Raw genomic sequence first — 19,275 nt, forward strand, 5'->3', positions numbered from 1 at the left:
TAATACTATCTATTTGCGCAGACTATAATCATTAAGCCGTTTCATACACAACAAATCATTGCAAAAGATTCCAAATAATCACAAATCGCGTCTGTATAAACCATGCTTAACAATGTATTGAACAACTCCATCTGGAACCAAATACCATACAGGCTCCCCGTGCTCAGCTCGCTTACGAACATCAGTAGAAGAAATTGCTAGTGCTGGGATTTCCAAAATGTCAACTGGGAAACGATGACTGTGACAATTAATCATATCGTCACAAGAATCCGCTGAATACACATGAGCCTCAATTTGAGTAAACTTTTCTGGACTAGAATACCCAGGACGAGTAACAGCCACAAATCTAGCCAAATTCCACAGTTCTCTAGCATCTTTCCATTGCATAATCTCCGCAATAGCATCCGCGCCTGTAATAAAGAAAAGTTCAGCATCTGGATGCTGAGATCGAATATCGCGAAGCGTATCAATTGTATAAGTAACACCTGGTCTATCAATATCCACTCTGGAAACTGTGAACTTAGGATTAGAAGCAGTTGCAATCACAGTCATCAAATATCGATCTTCTGCGTTAGTAACCTTCTTATCAAGTTTAAAAACAGGCTTTCCTGTAGGAACAAATATGACTTCGTCTAAATCATAAACCCACGCAACTTCAGAAGCTGCTACCAAGTGACCGTTGTGAATAGGGTCAAAAGTGCCGCCCATGATCCCTATTCGTGGGCGCTGGTGAACATTACCTCTAGCAGATTGACGGTGTTTAGCAACGCCTGCCACAACAGGCGGCGCAGCCTCAGTGCCATTAAAAGACCCTTGGAACAAGTCAGACATTCTGCGCTCTTCAGAAAAATCTTTTACTTCTGACTTAAGACTATTTTGGGAATCAACTTTAGAGTTGTTTAGATTATTTTGCATTAATTCATTTCCACATTTTGTTCAAAATACACAAAATCAAGCATCGTGATTATTTTGCACCATCAAGCAAATCAGCAGCATCATCTGCCTTAGCTTCACCGATAACACTAGAGGCAACGTTCGCCTTATCAGGATTAATATTGCCCATTTCTTCATTCCACTCATCTTGAACAACCCGTTTAATCTCCTCAAATGTTGGAAGAGGAAAATCAGGCTGGAAAATACTTCTAATCTTTGCAACAGATTCTGTAATCTTAATAAGAATATCTGCCATATTATCTACTTCACCACAACGCTCAAGATTACTGAATTGAGATATATTATCTTCCATTTTTCTCAAATTCTTATTAATCTCATCTAAAGCAGCATTATCCTGAGGCTTGAAAACAGTACGATTATCCCTATCTGGCCAACCCATTAATATTGCATCAGCATATTCAAGAGAAGATCTTTGAGATGCAGACGCAATACCATCTTCAATTTGCACTAAAAACACATAGCGAACTATGGATAAACGCTCAGCGGAAATATCTAAAGCATCTAAAACATTAAAATCAGACACACCATATGATTCGCTTTTCGCGTATACATTATCTGATTTAGTTGATTCCTGCGTATTTGGCATACTCATAACCTTACTCTTAATACCTTATTATCTGTCACAATTTATAACATCAAGCTCTTATTTGACCATCTCCATAACCAATCCACTTTGTGGTTGTCATTTCTCTCAAACCCATCGGACCCCTGGCATGTAATTTTTGAGTGGAAATGCCAAGCTCAGCTCCAAAACCAAATTCGCCGCCATCCGTAAATCTTGTTGAAGCATTTACCATAACAACAGCTGAGTCTACAGATGACACAAAATTATTGATTGTTAAATAATCTTCAGCAATAATCGTCTCAGTATGCCCCGTTGAATACTTTGTAATATGATTCGCAGCATCCTCAACATCTTTTACAATCTTTACTCCTATTTGCAAAGACAAATATTCACGATTCCAATCATCATCATTTGCATGTTCTAACTGCAAACCATTGATATTTGAATCGAATAGAATATTGTAGGATTTTTCATCAGCATGAATCAAAACATTATGTTTAGCTAACTCGCTTGCAATTCTTGGCAGAAAATCTTTAGCAATATCTTGATTTACAAGCAATTTTTCTGCAGCATTACAAACTCCAACTCTTTGAGTTTTTGCATTTACAATAATTTGTATCGCTTTTTCAAAATCTGCTGTTTTATCCACGTAAATATGAACATTTCCAGCTCCAGTTTCTATAACTGGAACTGTTGACTCTTTAACAACTGCAGCGATTAGATTTGCACTTCCTCTAGGAACAAGAACATCAATATGACCATGAGCATGCATCATTGACGTTGCTCCACTTCTTCCAAGATCATCAACAGATTCTATAAGATTTCCACTTACACCAAAATCTTTTAATACTTGCTTGATTACAGAAATTGTCGCATGGTTCGTGCGCTCAGCTGCACTACCGCCTCTTAAAATTACAGCATTTGAAGATTTTATGCACAAAGATGCAACGTCAACAGTCACATTTGGTCTAGCTTCGTAAATAATTCCCATTACGCCTATTGGCACTCTTACTTGAGAAAGCCTAAGACCATTTTCTAGCGTGTATCCACGAACAACTTCTCCAACAGGATCTTGTAATTGCGCTATTTTTCTAATACTTTTTGCAGATTGAAATATTCTTTCTTCATCAAATTTAAGTCTGTCTAGTTTTCCAGCATCCATACCATTTTTTTGAGCTTTTTCTAAGTCTTGCTTATTTGCTTCTTCAATAAATTCTGCATTATTTTCAATAGAATCAGCAATAGCATTTAGAAGATTATTTTTAAAATTGGTATTAGCTTTAGCAAATTCACGCTGTGCTATTCGCGAAGCATCCGATCTAGAAAAAACAATAGAATCTATAGAGTCCCCATAATCTTTAGACATATTGTTTTGTGCATTACTATGCGTTTCATCTAACTTTGTATCAAGATTAATCATATTGAACATATTAGCAATAGCAGTACTTAGGCTCCACCTCTTCAGGTAACATGTATACCAATTAGCACGAATGGAGGAATCATGGCAGAAAACACTACGAATACAGTTATGTTTCACAGCACTAGGTCAAACTCTAAAACCTATGCATCGAAGCAAGCTATTCGTAGAGGAATAGCAGATGATGGTGGCTTGTTTGTTACGGATTGCCTTGGTGAAACTCGTTACGATATTTCTAATCTTTCTGGAAAAACTTATAAACAGATTGCTAAAGATGTTCTTCAAATTCTCCTTCCAGATTTTACATCTAGCGAGCTTGATGATTGTGTAGAGAAGGCTTATGGAAGTCAGTGGGAAGACACTGAAATTACTCCTTTAAAGGCTCTTGGCAATAATAATGACTTTGTTCTAGAGCTTTTCCACGGTCCTACCTGTGCTTTTAAAGATGTTGCTTTGCAAATTTTGCCGCAATTCATTAGTCACACAAAAGATGTATCTGATTCTAATCAAAATGTTATGATTCTTACAGCCACTTCGGGAGATACAGGAAAAGCTGCGTTAGCTGGGTTTGCGGATGTTGAAGGCACTTCTATGGTCACTTTTTACCCAGAAGGTAAAGTAAGTAAAATTCAAGAATTGCAAATGACCACTCAAAGTGGAGATAACGTAAAAGTATGTGCTGTTAGAGGAAATTTTGACGATGCACAAAGCGGCGTTAAACAAATATTTACTAACAATTCAATTAATGAAACAGTTGAAAACAATAATCACGCACTGCTTTCTTCTGCTAATTCGATTAATATTGGCAGACTTATTCCTCAAGTTGTTTACTACTTCTACGCTTATTCTAAACTTGTTGAGCAAGGCGTTATTGAACTTGGTGATGAAGTGGAATTTTGTGTCCCTACTGGAAATTTTGGAAATATTCTTGCTGGATATTATGCGAAAATGCTTGGTCTTCCTGTAAAACACTTGATTGTAGCAAGCAACAGCAACAATGTTTTGTTTGACTTTTTGGTCAGTGGAACATATAACAAGATTCGACCATTTAACCAAACAATTGCACCGTCTATGGATATTCTTGTTTCTTCTAATTTAGAACGCATGCTTTACTACATGTGCGATAAAGATACAAGACTGTTGCAAATGCTTATGAATGATTTACAACAATGGGGCGCTTTTGAAATACCAGATAATGTTCTTTCTAAAATTAGGAAACTTTTTGGTTGCGGATGGGCAAACGAGAAGCAGATTCGCGACTCTATAAAAGAATGTTGGGATAATCATAATTATGTTATAGACCCGCATACTGCTTGCGGATACTTTGTTATGAATCATATTCCTCATGATTCTAATGTTCCGCGTGTTCTTTTGAGCACCGCAAGCCCTTACAAATTCCCGAGGGTTGTTTGCCAGTCTCTGGGATTAAACGTTCAAGACTTAGATGACTTTGGATGCATGGAGCTTCTTGAAAAGAAAACCTCTACTAAGTCGCCTAGTATGTTGAGTGAACTTAAGAATAAGACTGCTCGCTTTAATGATGTTATTAACGTCGAAGATATGCCAGATTATGTTCTTAAGTGCGCTAACGAAATTTGCTGAAGATTTTGGTTTAAGACTTAAACAAAGCATAATATACTTCGTTTAGCGTGCTTAAATCATGACCTTTCCTAGCTCCTGCAGAAAAGAACCTACGTCTTTTTACATTATCTTCTAGGCTTTTGAGTTTTAACGATAATTTTCTGCCTAATTCCCATGCAGCTTCTTCAAAAACACCGTCTTCTCTAGCTTCTTGCAATGTTGAACAGACCACAGTGGAAGAAACGCCCTTTTTTTGTAGCTCAAGGCGAGTCGCACGTTCTCCCAACAATCTAGATACACATGAGCGTATAACGGATCTAGCATATTGTTCATCGTCAACCAAATATAATTCTTCCAAACGAATTATTACGGATTCAACAATATTCTCTTTGTAACCCTTATTTATGAGCCTATTCTTTAAATCATCGGAAGATCTAGCTGAATAATCTAGCATTCGTAAAGCAGATTCTCTACAATCGTCGAAATCAGAGGCTTTTTTGGCATCTACTTTTTTAGCAGCTTTTCTACTATTAAATGAATTATACTTCTTAAAAGCGTAAGAAGAGTTTTCTTCACAATAATCTTCATGATTATTATCTAAGCTATCAAATGACGTATCATAAGCATCACTAACGCCAACTGTTGTTAAATCACAACCATTAACTTCAGATTCTTCTGCTTTTTCACACTCATTTTCTGCAGAATAATAAGAATCAACAGGTTTATGATTGCGAAGAAAACTCTCTACACTAATCATCTTCTATTCTTTTCACTGAATCTCAGCCAATATGATGTGAATCAGCTAAACTCAACTTTGTTTTAATAATTTTATTTAATATAGTTTTATTTGACATCACTGCCTTTTGAAGTGTTTGTTTTACTATCAGCACTTGAAGATGATACTGACTGAGAATTGTCATCTTCATCTTCTACCTCAACGAATTGATCTTCTGGCTTCATTAGCCCAAACGCTACTTTTACTTTATCGCTAATCTCTTCTGTAATAGCAGGATTATCTTTAAGGAATTGGCGAACGTTCTCCCTACCTTGCCCAAGTTGTTCACCTTCATAAGTGAACCAAGAACCAGATTTTTTAATAACATCGCACTGTACAGCCATATCGATTACAGAACCTTCAGTTGATATTCCTTCTCCGTAAAGAACATCAAACTCTGCTGTTTTAAAAGGCGGAGCCATTTTATTCTTTACAATCTTTACCTTAGTACGATTTCCAACAGCCTCTTCACCATTTTTGATAGTAGAAACTCGTCTAATATCCATTCGAACAGATGAATAGAATTTAAGAGCTTTACCACCAGTAGTTGTTTCTGGATTACCGAAGAATACACCAATTTTTTCACGAAGCTGATTAATAAATATTGCTGTCGTTCCAGCTTGAGACAATGCACCAGTCATTTTTCTTAAAGCTTGGCTCATTAAGCGCGCTTGTAAACCAACATGGCTATCTCCCATGTCTCCATCAATTTCCGCTTTTGGAACAAGAGCTGCTACAGAATCAACTACTATAACATCTAAAGCACCAGAACGAATTAGCATGTCGGCAATCTCTAATGCTTGTTCACCATTATCTGGCTGAGAAACAATAAGAGAATCTGTGTCAACACCCAATTTACGCGCATAAACTGGATCTAAAGCATGCTCAGCATCAATAAATGCAGCAATACCACCATTCTTTTGAGCATTAGCAACAATATGCAAAGCTAATGTTGTTTTACCAGAAGATTCAGGACCATAAACTTCCACAATACGCCCACGAGGAACGCCACCAATCCCTAGAGCCATATCTAGAGCTATTGAGCCAGTAGGGATAACCTCCACGTCTTGTAGTGGCTTATCACCCAATCGCATTGCGGAACCTTTACCATATTGTTTTTCAACATTGGCAAGAGCTGTTTCCAACGCTGCTTTTCTACGAGGATCTGCCTTGTCGGCATCAATAAGACGATCCACTGCACCTTTTTTTGCTTGTTGTGCCATATCTGCTACTCCTTTCGCATGCCGATGTATTGATTGACGTTAATGCAATACATAATGACTATGCAAGCGTTTTAGAGCAATGTGGTTAAAGGTTTTACTCAATAACACAATAGGCACTTATCACGCTGCAAGAAGCCCAACAATTGACATTATACACCATAAACGAACATTTGTTCGACAAGTGTGTTGACTTGAAATTCCAACGAAAATATCTATTTTGCAGGCATTGGTGGAGCATTATGATCTTTACCCCACCTCTTACTATCAGGAATATTCATGTGATCACATAAAACATTCCAGACAATTCTTGGCTCTACTCCAGCATCAATCGCCTCACGAGCACTCATACCATTAAGTTTTTGCAGCTCCTGATCTTTTGCGATACTCCTGCCAAACTCCCTGCCAAATACCTCTTCAAGAAGCTCCCAGAATTCACGCTCGCGCATCAAAAATCCAATCTTCAAAAATTATGGAATGCAGAATTTTGATTAACGCATAAACGACACCGTTTCGAACTTCTTCACGATTACCAGAAATATTTAATTGAGCAGAAATCAACAATCCTAAATCACAAGAATAAAAATCACATTTCTCCAAGGAGAAATTACTAATTTTTCCACACTTACAATCAAAAACGCAATTTTTTATTCTATTAAACTTGCAAAAAATCGCATCAGAGTCAAGCGAATAGCAAGATTTATCTGTAACAGTTGGAACAAAAACACCAATATACGCCAACCCAGCTGGCTTACCAGCATCAGAGCCAGGTCCAGCAACACCAGTAGTTGACAATCCAATAATAGGAAAATCAGGATTGTCAACATCTTTTTGTTGCTCAAAACGCTTATAACACCAACCAGATCCACTGTATAATCTTGCTGCACCAAACGCCATTTGCTTTGCTACTCGCGCATCTACAGCACCACACGATTTTAATAAATCGCAATCCACACCAAGTATCTTAGATTTTTCACGAATATCGTAAGTAACAGCAGATCCAAGAAAAACTCTAGAAGCGCCAGGAATCTTTACAAACGAATCTGAAAGAAGACCCCCAGTCAGAGACTCAGCACATGCGATATGCAAAGAATGTGCATCGCAAAAATCAAGAATCTCACTAGCTAAAACACTAACAGAGTCACTACACATATCTATATCAATGCTTCAAAGCGTCGTTCACATAAAGAATACCAGAGTAAGTAGCAAAACCTATTGCAATTCCAATCAAACCGTAAGCAATGGAGTAATAGCAAATCACCCAAAGTGGAATATCATTTGCGCAGAAAATAGGAACAATAGGAACGAGAAGCATTGCAATACCAATTGACTGAGAAAGTGTCTTAAACTTTCCAGCAGAAGATGCTGCAATCACTTTACCGCCCTTATTTATAACATAGAATCGTAAAATAGTTATGCCAATTTCACGAATAACAAACAAAGCAGTAATCCACCAATATAGTTCTCCAAAAGCTGACGCAATAATAAGCGCGGAAAGCATAAGAAGCTTATCTGCTATAGGATCTAGTAATTTACCAAGCTCAGTTACCTGATTGTATTTTCTAGCCATCCAACCATCTAATTTATCTGTAGAAGCTGCAATTACAAACAAAACAAACACTGACCAACGTATCGCAGTAGAAGTATAACCCCAAGGACCTGCAACCAAATATAAGATTATAAATAGAATGGAAAGAATAATCCTTATGTATGTCACTACATTAGGAGCATAATCCCAACCTTCAAGTAATTTAGACTTACTGTTTTTCAACATCTATAAATACCTCCATAAAGCTACACAAATATGGTATAGCAAACGCAAAACTTAATTCAACTTTTACAAAGAATCACTTTCACCGCGAATAAATGCTAAAACTTTAGGCAAATCTTGAGGTTGCACAAGAACCTCACGTGCCTTAGATCCTTCGGATGGACCAACAACGCCACGCGATTCAAGCAAATCCATTAACCTACCAGCTTTAGAAAAGCCAACACGCAATTTTCTTTGAAGCATCGAAGTGGATCCAAACTGAGCGCCTACTACAAGCTCTGCAGCCTGAAGCAGCTCATCCATATCGTCGCCAATATCGCTAGTTTTAAGCTTGCTTTGAGCTTGAGCATCCGCTTTTTGAGCCATTTGTTCAATATCTTCACGATACTTTGGCTTGCGCTGAGTGCGAACATACTCCACAGCTCTGCGGATTTCAGATTCACTCACCCACGAGCCCTGCACACGCTGAGGCTTAGCAGCACCCATTGGAAGGAACAAAGCGTCACCTTGACCAATCAAAGTTTCTGCACCAACAGTATCGAGAATAACCCTGGAATCAGTTGCAGATGAAGTAGCAAAAGCCAAGCGAGAAGGAATATTTGCTTTAATCAAGCCTGTTACAACGTCAACAGATGGGCGCTGAGTAGCAAGAACCAAATGCACTCCTGCAGCTCGAGCAAGCTGAGTAATACGCTGAATAGAACTTTCCACATCGTTCTTAGCAACCATCATCAAATCAGCCATCTCGTCTACAACCACAAGCAAATACGGGTATGGAGCAACTTTTCGATTAGAACCAGCCGGAGCATGAACTTTTCCTTCACGCACAGCCTTGTTGAAATCTTTAACATGGCGGAAGCCGAAGAATTGCAAGTCGTCGTAGCGCGCGTCCATCTCTTTAACAACCCACTCGAGAGCCTGCGCAGCCTTCTTAGGATCCGTAATAATCGGTGTGAGCAAATGCGGAATGCCAGCGTATGCAGAAAGCTCTACTCTCTTAGGATCTACCAAAATCATACGAACCTGTTCAGGTGTTGCTCGCATGATAATAGAAGTGAGCATCGAGTTAATAAAACTCGACTTACCAGATCCTGTAGCACCTGCAACAAGCAAATGCGGCATTTTATCGAGAGCTGCCGTTACGAAATGACCCTCAACATCCTTACCAACACCTGTAAGCATAGGGTTTGGATCTTGGCGCGCTTTATCAGACCTAAGAACATCTCCCAGATTTACAATCTCTCTATCTACATTCGGGATCTCAATACCAATTGCAGACTTGCCCGGAATTGGAGAGAGAATACGCACATCAGTACTTGCTACAGCATACGCAATATTCTTTTGAAGATTCGTTACCTTCTCTACTTTTACTCCAGATCCTAACTCAACTTCATATTGAGTTACAGAAGGACCTCTTAAGAAGCCAATAACCTTCGCATCTACCTCAAATTGTTCAAAGGTAGAAGTTAAAGCTCGAATCACACGATCATTCGCTGGTGTTCTTGTTGCATGAGGCTTTCCATGAACAAGTATGTTCAAATCTGGTAGAATATAAGGTTCATCTTCATAAACATTAGAATCACTATGATTTGAATCGTATATATCTTTGCCAGCAGCGCTATCACTATTATTTTCTTGCGATGACCTATATTTATCTAATTGTTGAGCAGGCATATTTCCCCAAGGATCAGAAGAATATTGCTCGCTGGTGCTTATAGGAGCCTTAGGGAATTCATCAATATATAATTCTGGAGATGTTTTCCAAGAATTAGAATTCGCAGAAGAACCACTTGAAGATACAGACCTAGGAGACTCACGATTATGTGATTTATCAACCGTATTTTCATAACCTTGCGATTGATTATTAAGATCACCATCATGACTATTCGTGCGATCAGCATTATTTGATTCGAAATTACTACCGCCATCTTTTGAAGATGCACAGAGAAAAGCATCATCTCCAGCATACTCATCTAAAAGCTCATTATTACTATCTTTTTTCTTAGTTCCAAATAGTGAATTCCATAATTTAGAAATTAACGAATTATGCAAAGATCTGCGAGACTTTTCAGATTTGTCAGAATCATCATGAGTTGGCACTCCATCAGCAAATTCAAGTGTTTTATCATCATCCTTAGAATCATTATCGTATGAATCTTCCTCAGAATTACTATCTTTACTATCTTTACTATCTTTAGAAAAAGCAGAAAATATAAACTGCGTTATGTCTGTAACATGCAATTTTAAAATCATCAAAAACGAAAAAATTGCGATAATAACAAAAATCACTAGAGCAAAAGTTCTAGATAATCCCCAAGCTAAAGGAGAACCAAGAGAAAAACCTAATAATCCACCAGATTTTTGCAAATCTTCTATGTGAAAATGTTGATTTTTACTAGCAAATAAAATATCTAAAATAGAACATATAGACCACAAAATAAGAACAAAACCACCTATAACACGTGGGTTACCTGATTTTGATCCACTATTTCTCATTAGTCTAATTGCTACAGCAAATAACCAAACTGGTAAAACAATGCTCATAACTCCAAAAACTGCAGATGCTGCGAAGTGAAAAGCAACGCCTATAAAACCACTAACTCTAAACCATTCCGATGCGCAGAAAAGAATAGCAATAATAATCATTACAAAGCACAATCCATCTCTGCGATATGCTTCGTCGTATTCTCCCACACCAAAAAGCGAACGTACTACTTTACCAACAAGTCGCGGAACAAAAAGCAGCGCGGATTCCCAAAAAGGTTCATCATAAGATACATTTGATGACGACTTTGATGACTTACCGCCCCTACCTGCCATATATAAGCTCCTTAAACATAAATTTATGAAACATAACAAATTATGCAATCCACATTATTCTACCCCAACGTGTACTAATATACGGGCATAAACGTGTACTGATAAATTAAAAAATCTAATTGCAAAAAGAATGATACTCAAAGTAAAAAAAATAATCTAGCATAAAAAAAAAATTCGGCTGAAACCAGCCGAAAAAATGGGGTGGCTAACGCGACTTGAACGCGCGACCTTCTGAACCACAATCAGATGCTCTACCAACTGAGCTATAGCCACCATTATGGCGCGAAACCCTTCGGGAATCGCACAACAGAGGAATACTATACACGATTTTTTAAATTTATGCTAGTCAATCTTCATTCGGCGCGTCGCACGACAATTCGACATTGCGTAATGTAAGAATATAGTTATGAGTTTTTCGCAAAAATCAGATTCAAATAATGAATTAAATGAAAGCGTTACAAACGAGCGAATTTTTGGTATTTTTGATTCAAAGTTACATACAACAAAAGTTCTTCTTCTTGGCTCTGGAGAACTTGGCAAAGAGATTGCTATAGAACTTATCAGGCTTGGCATAAGAGTATGCGCGGCAGATAGCTATGCGAACGCTCCAGCAATGCAAGTAGCTCAAGAAAATCGCGTTATAGATATGAGCGACTCTCAAGAGTTGCAAGACTTAATAAACGATATAAACCCAGACATAATAATTCCTGAAATTGAAGCAATATCAACTCAAATACTAAAAAATGTTGTAAAGAGTAAGAAAATTCAAGTTGTTCCAAGCTCTGATATTACTGCAATTGCTATGGACCGCGAAGCTTTGCGAAAAATTTCACACGAAAAACTAGGATTGCCAACAACACCATATCGATTTGCTTCTAACTATGAAGAATTAGAAAAAGGAGCAAAAATCGTAGGATATCCATGCGTCGTAAAACCAATTATGAGCTCATCTGGTCACGGTCAATCAATAGTAAAAAATCCTGAAAACCTACAAAATGCTTGGGTAGAAGCACAAAATGGAAGAAGATCTAAGCATAAGAATCAGAACGCACAAAACGCTGACATATCTCGCGTAATTGTTGAAGCTTTAGCACCATTAGACTACGAGCTAACAGTACTAACTGTAAGCTCTAGCGCTGGAATAACAACATGCGAACCCATTGCACAATTTCAAAAAAATGGCGATTACAGGCAATCATGGCAACCAGCAAATATACCAGAAAACGTTCGAATCAACGCTCAAAATATTGCTAAACGAGCCGTTGAAGGTCTATCTAAAATAGCAAGAGAAAACGGAGAAACTGGGTGGGGCGTTTATGGAGTTGAACTCTTTGTTCTTAAAAACGGTGATTTACTTTTCAACGAACTATCCCCTCGTCCGCACGATACTGGTATGGTTACAATGATTTCACAGTATTACAGCGAGTTTGCTCTGCATGTTTTAGCGATTTTGGGTGTTCCTATTACTCAAAAGCACACTGCTCTTTGTTTAAAAAATAATGAAGTCGCTTTAAGCCATGCACTTGTTGTAGAAGGTAATGGAAAAATTGGATTTGCGAATGTAGCAAAATCATTAAACACTGAAGATTGCGCAAGATGTGATATACGCATCTTTGGAAAGCCAGAAGTTCACGGCTCAAGACGCTTAGGTGTTATTTTGACAGTATCAAACAGCGTGCGTGATGCAAAATCTTGCGCGACACGCATTGCTAGCGAATTACACACTGTAGAACTACCGTCTTAAAACATCGAAAAATCAAGGTTTTTACTGGTTTAAGACATTAAAAGAATAAAAAATAATCTAAAAAAATTGTAGGTAACAATTGTTAGTCTGAACGTGCTGACAAGGTTGGATAAACCTTCGAACAATGTTGGTTTTCGCCTACAGCCATAGATGCAACAAGAGAGGCACGTCAATGGAAAAACTTGACAAGTTGTATGAGGGCAAAGCAAAGAAATTGTATGCCACTGATAACAATAATGTGTTGTGGGTGGAATACATGAATCAGGCAACAGCTGGCAACGGTCTTAAAAAAGCTCAAATTGCTGGCAAAGGCAGCTTAAACAATCAAATAACTTCTTTACTATTCCATCTTCTTGAGGCGCGTGGCGTGAAAAGCCACTTCCTAGGGCGCATTTCTAGCACTGAGCAACTTGTAAAACGCATGAAAATGTTCCCATTAGAAATAATAATGCGAAATACTGCTGCTGGTTCTTTTGCAAAACGTTATGCTGTAAAAGAAGGCACTCCTTTAAAGAAACCATTATTGGAATTCTGCGTTAAATCCGACGAACTTGGCGATCCATTTATTAATCCTGAAGGCGTTGTAGCTCTTGGATTAGCAACCGATGAAGAGATGGCAGAAATTACTCGCCAAGCTCATGCTGTTAATAATGCATTGCTTGATGTTTTCTCTAAGATTGACGTACAGCTTGTTGACTTCAAGATTGAAGAAGGCGTTGACTCTAAGGGAAACATTCTGCTTGCTGACGAAATAACGCCAGATACTTGCAGACTTTGGGATAAGCGCAATACAAATAATTCTGAAGTAAGCCACTTAGATAAAGATTTATTCAGACGAGATTTAGGAGATATAATTCCAGCCTACGAGGAGATATTCTCAAGGCTTAAATCTCTTGCTCAAAGCGAAGGCGTAAACTTCGACGAAATAAATCCAAATAATTATGTTGAAGAATGATTTTTAATGTGGCTCGCATCTTTCGAGGTGCGAGCCACGCGCGTTCTTAAAGCAAAACTAAACAAAATTGAAAAAGAAAACTGAAAAAACAAAACAACCAAAATAGCCAAAACGTACAATTACAAGGCAGGTTTACCGTGGTATTTCGCGTTTATGTTGAAAAGCAATCTGGTTTCGATGTTAAGGCACAGCATCTTAATCACGAGCTTAAAGAAATTCTAGGAATAGATTCTTTAAAATCAACGCGCATAATAAACAGGTATGATGTTGAAGGAATATCAGAAGATCTATTCAACACTGCTATCAAAACAGTTTTTAGCGAACCACCAGTCGATAACACCTATGATTATCTGCCCATAAGCACAAGCGAACATGTTTTTGCTATGGAATTTCTTCCAGGACAATTTGATCAGCGAGCAGAATCTGCAAGTGAATGCATACAGCTTATAAGCCAAGGAGAGCGACCAAGGGTAAGAACCGCGCAAATCTTGGCTTTTAAAGGTGATTTGTCTAAAAAAGATTTGGACGCAATTAAACACTACATAATTAATCCAGTTGAAGCGCGCGAAGCATCTTTAGATAAAGTCAATACTTTGCAAACAGAAACAGTTATTCCAGCAAATGTGGAAGTTATCAACGGATTCAACGATTTAGACGAACAAGGTTTAAAAAAGTTCATAGAAGATCGCGCGCTTGCAATGGACTTGGAAGACGCAAAATTCTGCCAGAACTATTTTAAAAACGAAAATCGCAATCCAACTATTACAGAAATCAAAGTAATAGACACATATTGGTCTGATCATTGCCGTCATACAACTTTTGGCACGCATCTTACAAACATAAAAATAGACGATGAGCAGGTACAAGCCGCATTTAATCGTTATCTTGAAATGCGAGAAGAACTTAATCGCACAAATAAGCCGATTTGCCTTATGGATATGGCAACTATTGGTGCAAAGTATTTGAAGCATAATGGGATTCTTAAGAATCTAGACGAATCCGAAGAAATCAACGCTTGTACAGTAAAAATCAAAGTTGACGTAAACGGGCACGATGAAGATTGGCTGTTTTTGTTTAAAAACGAAACACATAATCATCCTACAGAAATCGAGCCTTTTGGTGGTGCTGCAACATGCATTGGCGGATGCATTCGCGACCCTCTTTCGGGAAGATCTTACGTATATCAGGCAATGCGAGTAACTGGTGCTGCAGATCCTAGAACGCCAATAGCCCAAACTCTTGAAGGAAAATTGCCTCAAAGAAAAATCGTAACGTCGGCAGCTGCAGGCTACTCTTCTTACGGAAATCAAATTGGACTTGCAACAGGCGAAGTACACGAGATTTACCACCCAGGATACGTTGCAAAACGAATGGAAGTGGGTGCGGTTGTAGCCGCTACCCCAGCAGACCATGTTCGAAGAGAAACACCTGAGCCAGGAGACGTGATTATTCTTCTAGGTGGACGAACTGGAAGAGACGGAATTGGTGGAGCAACTGGTGCTTCTAAAGCGCAAGACACTGATAGCATTGAGGAATGCGGAGCAGAAGTTCAAAAAGGAAATGCTCCTATTGAACGCAAGTTACAACGACTTTTCCGCCGCAAAGATGCATGCAGACTTATTAAGCGTTGCAACGACTTTGGCGCTGGCGGCGTAAGCGTTGCAACGGGTGAAATTGCAGATGGCTTGATTATTGATTTAGATAAAGTCTCTAAAAAATATGAAGGTCTTGATGGCACAGAGCTTGCGATTTCTGAATCTCAAGAGCGAATGGCTGTTGATGTTGCAGCAAGCGATGCCGACGAATTTTTGTCATACGCACGTCAGGAAAATTTGGAAGCACAAATTGTAGCCATAGTCACAGAAGAAGCACGAATGAAAATGACTTGGCGAGGAAAAACAATTGTGAATCTAAGCCGTGAATTCCTAGCTTCTAATGGAGCTCCAAAAGAGCAAAATATTCACGTTGAAAGTGGCGAAAACTATACTTCGAAATGGCAAGATATAAGTGGCGAATACGCTAATAAATCTTTTGGCGAGCGCATGAAAAATCTTGTTTCCAACATAAATATTTGCTCAAACAAAGGTCTTAGTGAAATGTTCGACTCCACTATTGGAGCTGCAACAGTTCTTATGCCTTTTGGAGGCAGACGTCAGCTTACTCCTGCACAAGCAATGGTTGCAAAATTGCCAGTTTTTGGAGAAACGAACACAGCTTCTGCAATGTCGTGGGGCTTTAACCCATATATTATGGAAAAGAATCAATTTACTGGAGCTTATTTAGCTGTTGTTGAGTCTTTGGCAAAGCTCACAGCCAGCGGTTTTACTATAGAAAATGCTTATTTAAGTTTGCAAGAATATTTTGGAAAGCCTCATAATGCTCCAGAACGTTGGGGAAAACCAATGGCAGCTATTCTCGGAGCTTTAAGCGCACAAATTGACTTTGGTGTAGGCGCTATTGGCGGCAAGGATTCTATGAGCGGAAGCTTTGAAAATCTTGATGTTCCACCAACACTTATTTCTTTTGCTGTTTCTACAGGAGACGCGAGAAACGTTGTTTCGCCAGAATTCAAAAAAGCCAATAGTAGAATTTTAAGAATATTGCCTAAATATAAGGAAGATGGAATCACGCCTAAATCTCAAAGCTTCTTAGAGGCGATTAGGATTGTGGAAAATCTTACCTCAAATAAGCATGCGCTTTCCGTTAGCACTCCTGGATTTGGTGCTAGTGCGGAAATCTTATTTAAGATGACTTTGGGAAATCATATTGGGTTAAAGCTTAATAATGCGATTAGCAAGAATGATTTGTTTAAGCCAGAATATGGGTCGTTCTATGTGGAGCTTAAAGATGATTCTGAACTTACGTATGCAGATTCAGATCTTGTAAGCGTAGATGTAGTAGGCGAAACTTGTAATGAGTTCGAGTTTTGCGTAGAAAACGAGAAACTTAATTTAGCTAGTTTGCAAGAAGATTGGGAAAATACTTTAGAAGATATATTCCCGTATCGAGAGAAGGGAGACTCAGTTCCTGCTATAAACTCTAGTGAACTGAAGTATTCTCATAACCACATGCGTTCTCATAGAAAAACTCCGATTAGTCACCCACGCGTAATCATTCCAGTTTTCCCTGGAAACAATTGCGAATACGACACTCAAGCAGCGTTTGAAAAAGCTGGAGCAGAATGCAAAACGCTTATAATCAATAATTTAAGCGCTGATGATATTGCTCAATCTGCAAAAGATCTTGTTGATGAGATTAATAAAAGCCAAATTGTTATGATTCCAGGCGGATTCTCTGGAGGTGATGAACCAGACGGTTCAGCCAAGTTCATAGCATCTTTCTTTAGGAATCCTGCTGTTAGTGACGCTGTTCGCGATTTGCTCAATAATCGCGATGGCTTAATGCTTGGTATTTGCAATGGTTTCCAAGCTCTTATTAAACTAGGTCTTGTCCCGTTTGGAGATATTGTTCCAATGGATTCAGAATGCCCGACTTTAACGTTTAACACTATTGGAAGGCATCAAAGCAAGATTGTTAGAACTCGCGTTGCTTCTAATCTTTCTCCATGGCTTTCAAATTGCAAAGTTGGCGATGTTCATAGTGTTGCAATATCTCATGGAGAAGGTCGATTCGTAGCATTGCCAGAAGTTATGGATACTCTTATACAAAACGGCCAAATCGCAACACAATACGTTGACAGCAATGGCGTTCCAAGCATGAATCTTAAAGTGAATCCGAACGGTTCACTTATGGCTGTAGAAGGAATCACTAGCCCAGATGGCAGAGTGTTTGGAAAAATGGGACATTGCGAACGCAGCGGAAACGGTTTGTACGTGAATATTCCAGATTTTAGAACACAAAACATTTTTAGCGCTGGAGTCGAATATTTCACTGCATAATGTGATTTTTGTAGCAAGTTTATAGGAAAATCTTGATTAAGAATCTAAAACAACAGGGGGTGTTTGATGTCTGCAGAGCTCGAAGACATTCATGAAGAGTGTGGCGTTTTTGGCGTTTGGGGTCATTCAGATGCTGCTAGATTAACATATTTTGGATTACATGCACTGCAACACCGAGGTCAAGAAGGCGCTGGAATCGTATCAAACGATAATGGTCATCTTAAAGGTTACAGAAACCTAGGTCTTTTAACTCAGGTTTTTGCAAACGAAGACATTATGAAGAAACTTACTGGAAACAGCGCAATTGGGCACGTTCGTTATGCTACTGCTGGTTCGGGAAGTGTTGAAAACATTCAGCCTTTTCTTTTTTGCTTCCATGATGGAGATGTTGCTTTAGGACATAATGGCAATCTTACTAATTGCACAACTCTTAGGAATAAACTTGAAGATGAGGGAGCAATCTTCCACTCGAATTCGGATACTGAAGTGTTAATGCATCTTATTAGAAGATCAAATAAAACTTCTTTTATGGATAAGCTTAAAGATGCTTTGCAAATAGTTCATGGTGGTTTTGCCTATTTGCTTCTAACTGAAAAGGAGCTTATTGGCGTAACAGACCCGAATGGTTTTAGACCTCTTTCTTTAGGAAGAATGAGCAATGGAGCTTATGTACTCGCATCCGAAACTTGCGCATTAGATATTGTTAGAGCAGAGTTTATTCGCGATATTGAGCCTGGCGAAATAATTGTTATTAATGACGATGGCTACACTATTGAGCAATATACAAAGCACGTACAACATGCAGTATGCTCAATGGAATTTATTTATTTCGCTCGCCCAGATTCTAATATTTACGGTATTAATGTTCATTCTGTGCGAAAGCGTATGGGTGCGCGTTTGGCTAAAGAATCTCCTGTTGACGCAGACATGGTTATTGGAGTACCTAATTCTTCACTTTCTGCTGCTGCAGGATACGCTGAAACAAGCGGAATTCCAAATGAAATGGGATTGATTAAAAACCAGTATGTTGCACGCACTTTTATTCAACCAACACAAGAATTACGCGAGCAAGGCGTTCGTATGAAACTTTCTGCTGTTCGTGGCGTAGTTGCAGGAAAACGCGTTATCGTTATTGACGATTCAATTGTTCGCGGAACTACCTCTAAGCGCATTGTGCAATTGCTACGAGAAGCTGGAGCTAAAGAGGTACATATGCGTATTTCTTCTCCTCCTCTTAAATATCCTTGCTTCTACGGTATTGATATTCAAACCACAAAGGAACTTATTGCAGCAAAACATTCAGTCGAAGAAATACGCGAGTATATTGATGCTGATTCCTTAGCATTTTTGTCTTTAGATGGATTAGTAGAGTCGATTGGATTAAAAAAGCCAGCGCCTTATGGCGGTTTGTGTGTTGCTTACTTTAATGGCGACTACCCTACTGCACTAGACGATTACGGCGAAGAATTCTTGGCTTCACTTACTCCTGAAGAACGCGAACATTTGCAAGAAGTGAGAAAGCACAGCAAATATTCACACGAAAATCTTATATAACTTAATATTTTAATTGTTTA

Annotated in this window: 14 protein-coding genes and 1 tRNA gene; 5 read left to right on the top strand and 10 right to left on the bottom strand. The window is 38.6% G+C overall.

The window, feature by feature from the left end:
- Positions 1 to 78 precede the first annotated feature (78 nt).
- From nadD to HXT20_RS03735, 3 genes are read right to left on the bottom strand one after another with little or no spacing between them, the layout of a single operon-like run.
- Entirely contained in the window at positions 79 to 915 is an 837-nt protein-coding gene (gene nadD, locus HXT20_RS03725) for a nicotinate-nucleotide adenylyltransferase (protein ID WP_004115024.1), read from the bottom strand.
- A 49-nt stretch (positions 916 to 964) separates the two neighbouring features.
- Entirely contained in the window at positions 965 to 1,540 is a 576-nt protein-coding gene (locus tag HXT20_RS03730) for a hypothetical protein (RefSeq protein ID WP_004113634.1), read from the bottom strand.
- A gap of 49 nt (positions 1,541 to 1,589) precedes the next feature.
- Positions 1,590 to 2,948, bottom strand: coding sequence for a glutamate-5-semialdehyde dehydrogenase (locus tag HXT20_RS03735; protein WP_116437763.1), 1,359 nt, complete (start codon positions 2,946 to 2,948; stop codon positions 1,590 to 1,592).
- 72 nt (positions 2,949 to 3,020) lie between these two features.
- Between HXT20_RS03735 and thrC the strand changes: the two genes are divergently transcribed.
- Positions 3,021 to 4,538 carry a threonine synthase gene (gene thrC / locus HXT20_RS03740; protein ID WP_248902429.1) on the top strand — a complete coding sequence of 506 codons (1,518 nt, stop codon included), beginning with the start codon at positions 3,021 to 3,023 and terminating at the stop codon, positions 4,536 to 4,538.
- Positions 4,539 to 4,548: 10 nt separating this feature from the next.
- Here thrC and HXT20_RS03745 read toward each other — a convergent pair whose 3' ends face one another.
- From HXT20_RS03745 to HXT20_RS03775, 7 genes are all read right to left on the bottom strand, one after another.
- A complete protein-coding gene (locus HXT20_RS03745) occupies positions 4,549 to 5,274 on the bottom strand; it encodes a regulatory protein RecX (RefSeq protein WP_013399611.1) in 726 nt (241 codons plus the stop codon).
- 86 nt (positions 5,275 to 5,360) lie between these two features.
- Positions 5,361 to 6,515: a recombinase RecA gene (recA, locus tag HXT20_RS03750; RefSeq protein WP_004113623.1), complete on the bottom strand. Its 1,155-nt coding sequence runs from the start codon at positions 6,513 to 6,515 to the stop codon at positions 5,361 to 5,363.
- 212 nt (positions 6,516 to 6,727) lie between these two features.
- Positions 6,728 to 6,961: a DUF3046 domain-containing protein gene (locus HXT20_RS03755; RefSeq protein ID WP_004113620.1), complete on the bottom strand. Its 234-nt coding sequence runs from the start codon at positions 6,959 to 6,961 to the stop codon at positions 6,728 to 6,730.
- The gene (locus HXT20_RS03760; RefSeq protein WP_101887982.1) at positions 6,948 to 7,664 is read right to left on the bottom strand and encodes a CinA family protein; all 717 of its coding nucleotides are present in this window, start codon (positions 7,662 to 7,664) and stop codon (positions 6,948 to 6,950) included. The genes HXT20_RS03755 and HXT20_RS03760 overlap by 14 nt, the downstream gene beginning before the upstream one ends.
- Before the next feature lie 7 nt (positions 7,665 to 7,671).
- Positions 7,672 to 8,286: a CDP-diacylglycerol--glycerol-3-phosphate 3-phosphatidyltransferase gene (gene pgsA / locus HXT20_RS03765; RefSeq protein WP_004113615.1), complete on the bottom strand. Its 615-nt coding sequence runs from the start codon at positions 8,284 to 8,286 to the stop codon at positions 7,672 to 7,674.
- 63 nt (positions 8,287 to 8,349) lie between these two features.
- Positions 8,350 to 11,103, bottom strand: coding sequence for a DNA translocase FtsK (locus HXT20_RS03770; protein ID WP_048729834.1), 2,754 nt, complete (start codon positions 11,101 to 11,103; stop codon positions 8,350 to 8,352).
- A 197-nt stretch (positions 11,104 to 11,300) separates the two neighbouring features.
- Positions 11,301 to 11,376: transfer RNA gene (locus tag HXT20_RS03775), tRNA-His, on the bottom strand.
- Positions 11,377 to 11,509: 133 nt separating this feature from the next.
- On the opposite strand from HXT20_RS03775, the gene purT reads away from it, so the two are divergent.
- From purT to purF, 4 genes are all read left to right on the top strand, one after another.
- Positions 11,510 to 12,847, top strand: coding sequence for a formate-dependent phosphoribosylglycinamide formyltransferase (gene purT, locus HXT20_RS03780; protein WP_020759741.1), 1,338 nt, complete (start codon positions 11,510 to 11,512; stop codon positions 12,845 to 12,847).
- A 172-nt stretch (positions 12,848 to 13,019) separates the two neighbouring features.
- Positions 13,020 to 13,802 carry a phosphoribosylaminoimidazolesuccinocarboxamide synthase gene (purC, locus tag HXT20_RS03785; protein WP_004113609.1) on the top strand — a complete coding sequence of 261 codons (783 nt, stop codon included), beginning with the start codon at positions 13,020 to 13,022 and terminating at the stop codon, positions 13,800 to 13,802.
- Positions 13,803 to 13,939: 137 nt separating this feature from the next.
- Positions 13,940 to 17,701: a phosphoribosylformylglycinamidine synthase gene (locus HXT20_RS03790; protein ID WP_101886481.1), complete on the top strand. Its 3,762-nt coding sequence runs from the start codon at positions 13,940 to 13,942 to the stop codon at positions 17,699 to 17,701.
- Between the two features lie 66 nt (positions 17,702 to 17,767).
- Positions 17,768 to 19,255: an amidophosphoribosyltransferase gene (purF, locus tag HXT20_RS03795; RefSeq protein WP_004113604.1), complete on the top strand. Its 1,488-nt coding sequence runs from the start codon at positions 17,768 to 17,770 to the stop codon at positions 19,253 to 19,255.
- The last annotated feature ends 20 nt before the right edge of the window (positions 19,256 to 19,275 follow it).

Source organism: Gardnerella sp. DNF00109, from assembly GCF_049262845.1.
Lineage (GTDB): Bacteria > Actinomycetota > Actinomycetes > Actinomycetales > Bifidobacteriaceae > Bifidobacterium > Bifidobacterium vaginale.

Coding starts and splice junctions, on each gene's coding strand:
- nadD (WP_004115024.1), bottom strand. CDS start 915: ATGCAAAATAATCTAAACAACTCTAAAGTTGATTCCCAAAATAGTCTT.
- HXT20_RS03730 (WP_004113634.1), bottom strand. CDS start 1,540: ATGCCAAATACGCAGGAATCAACTAAATCAGATAATGTATACGCGAAA.
- HXT20_RS03735 (WP_116437763.1), bottom strand. CDS start 2,948: ATGTTCAATATGATTAATCTTGATACAAAGTTAGATGAAACGCATAGT.
- thrC (WP_248902429.1), top strand. CDS start 3,021: ATGGCAGAAAACACTACGAATACAGTTATGTTTCACAGCACTAGGTCA.
- HXT20_RS03745 (WP_013399611.1), bottom strand. CDS start 5,274: ATGATTAGTGTAGAGAGTTTTCTTCGCAATCATAAACCTGTTGATTCT.
- recA (WP_004113623.1), bottom strand. CDS start 6,515: ATGGCACAACAAGCAAAAAAAGGTGCAGTGGATCGTCTTATTGATGCC.
- HXT20_RS03755 (WP_004113620.1), bottom strand. CDS start 6,961: ATGCGCGAGCGTGAATTCTGGGAGCTTCTTGAAGAGGTATTTGGCAGG.
- HXT20_RS03760 (WP_101887982.1), bottom strand. CDS start 7,664: ATGTGTAGTGACTCTGTTAGTGTTTTAGCTAGTGAGATTCTTGATTTT.
- pgsA (WP_004113615.1), bottom strand. CDS start 8,286: ATGTTGAAAAACAGTAAGTCTAAATTACTTGAAGGTTGGGATTATGCT.
- HXT20_RS03770 (WP_048729834.1), bottom strand. CDS start 11,103: ATGGCAGGTAGGGGCGGTAAGTCATCAAAGTCGTCATCAAATGTATCT.
- purT (WP_020759741.1), top strand. CDS start 11,510: ATGAGTTTTTCGCAAAAATCAGATTCAAATAATGAATTAAATGAAAGC.
- purC (WP_004113609.1), top strand. CDS start 13,020: ATGGAAAAACTTGACAAGTTGTATGAGGGCAAAGCAAAGAAATTGTAT.
- purF (WP_004113604.1), top strand. CDS start 17,768: ATGTCTGCAGAGCTCGAAGACATTCATGAAGAGTGTGGCGTTTTTGGC.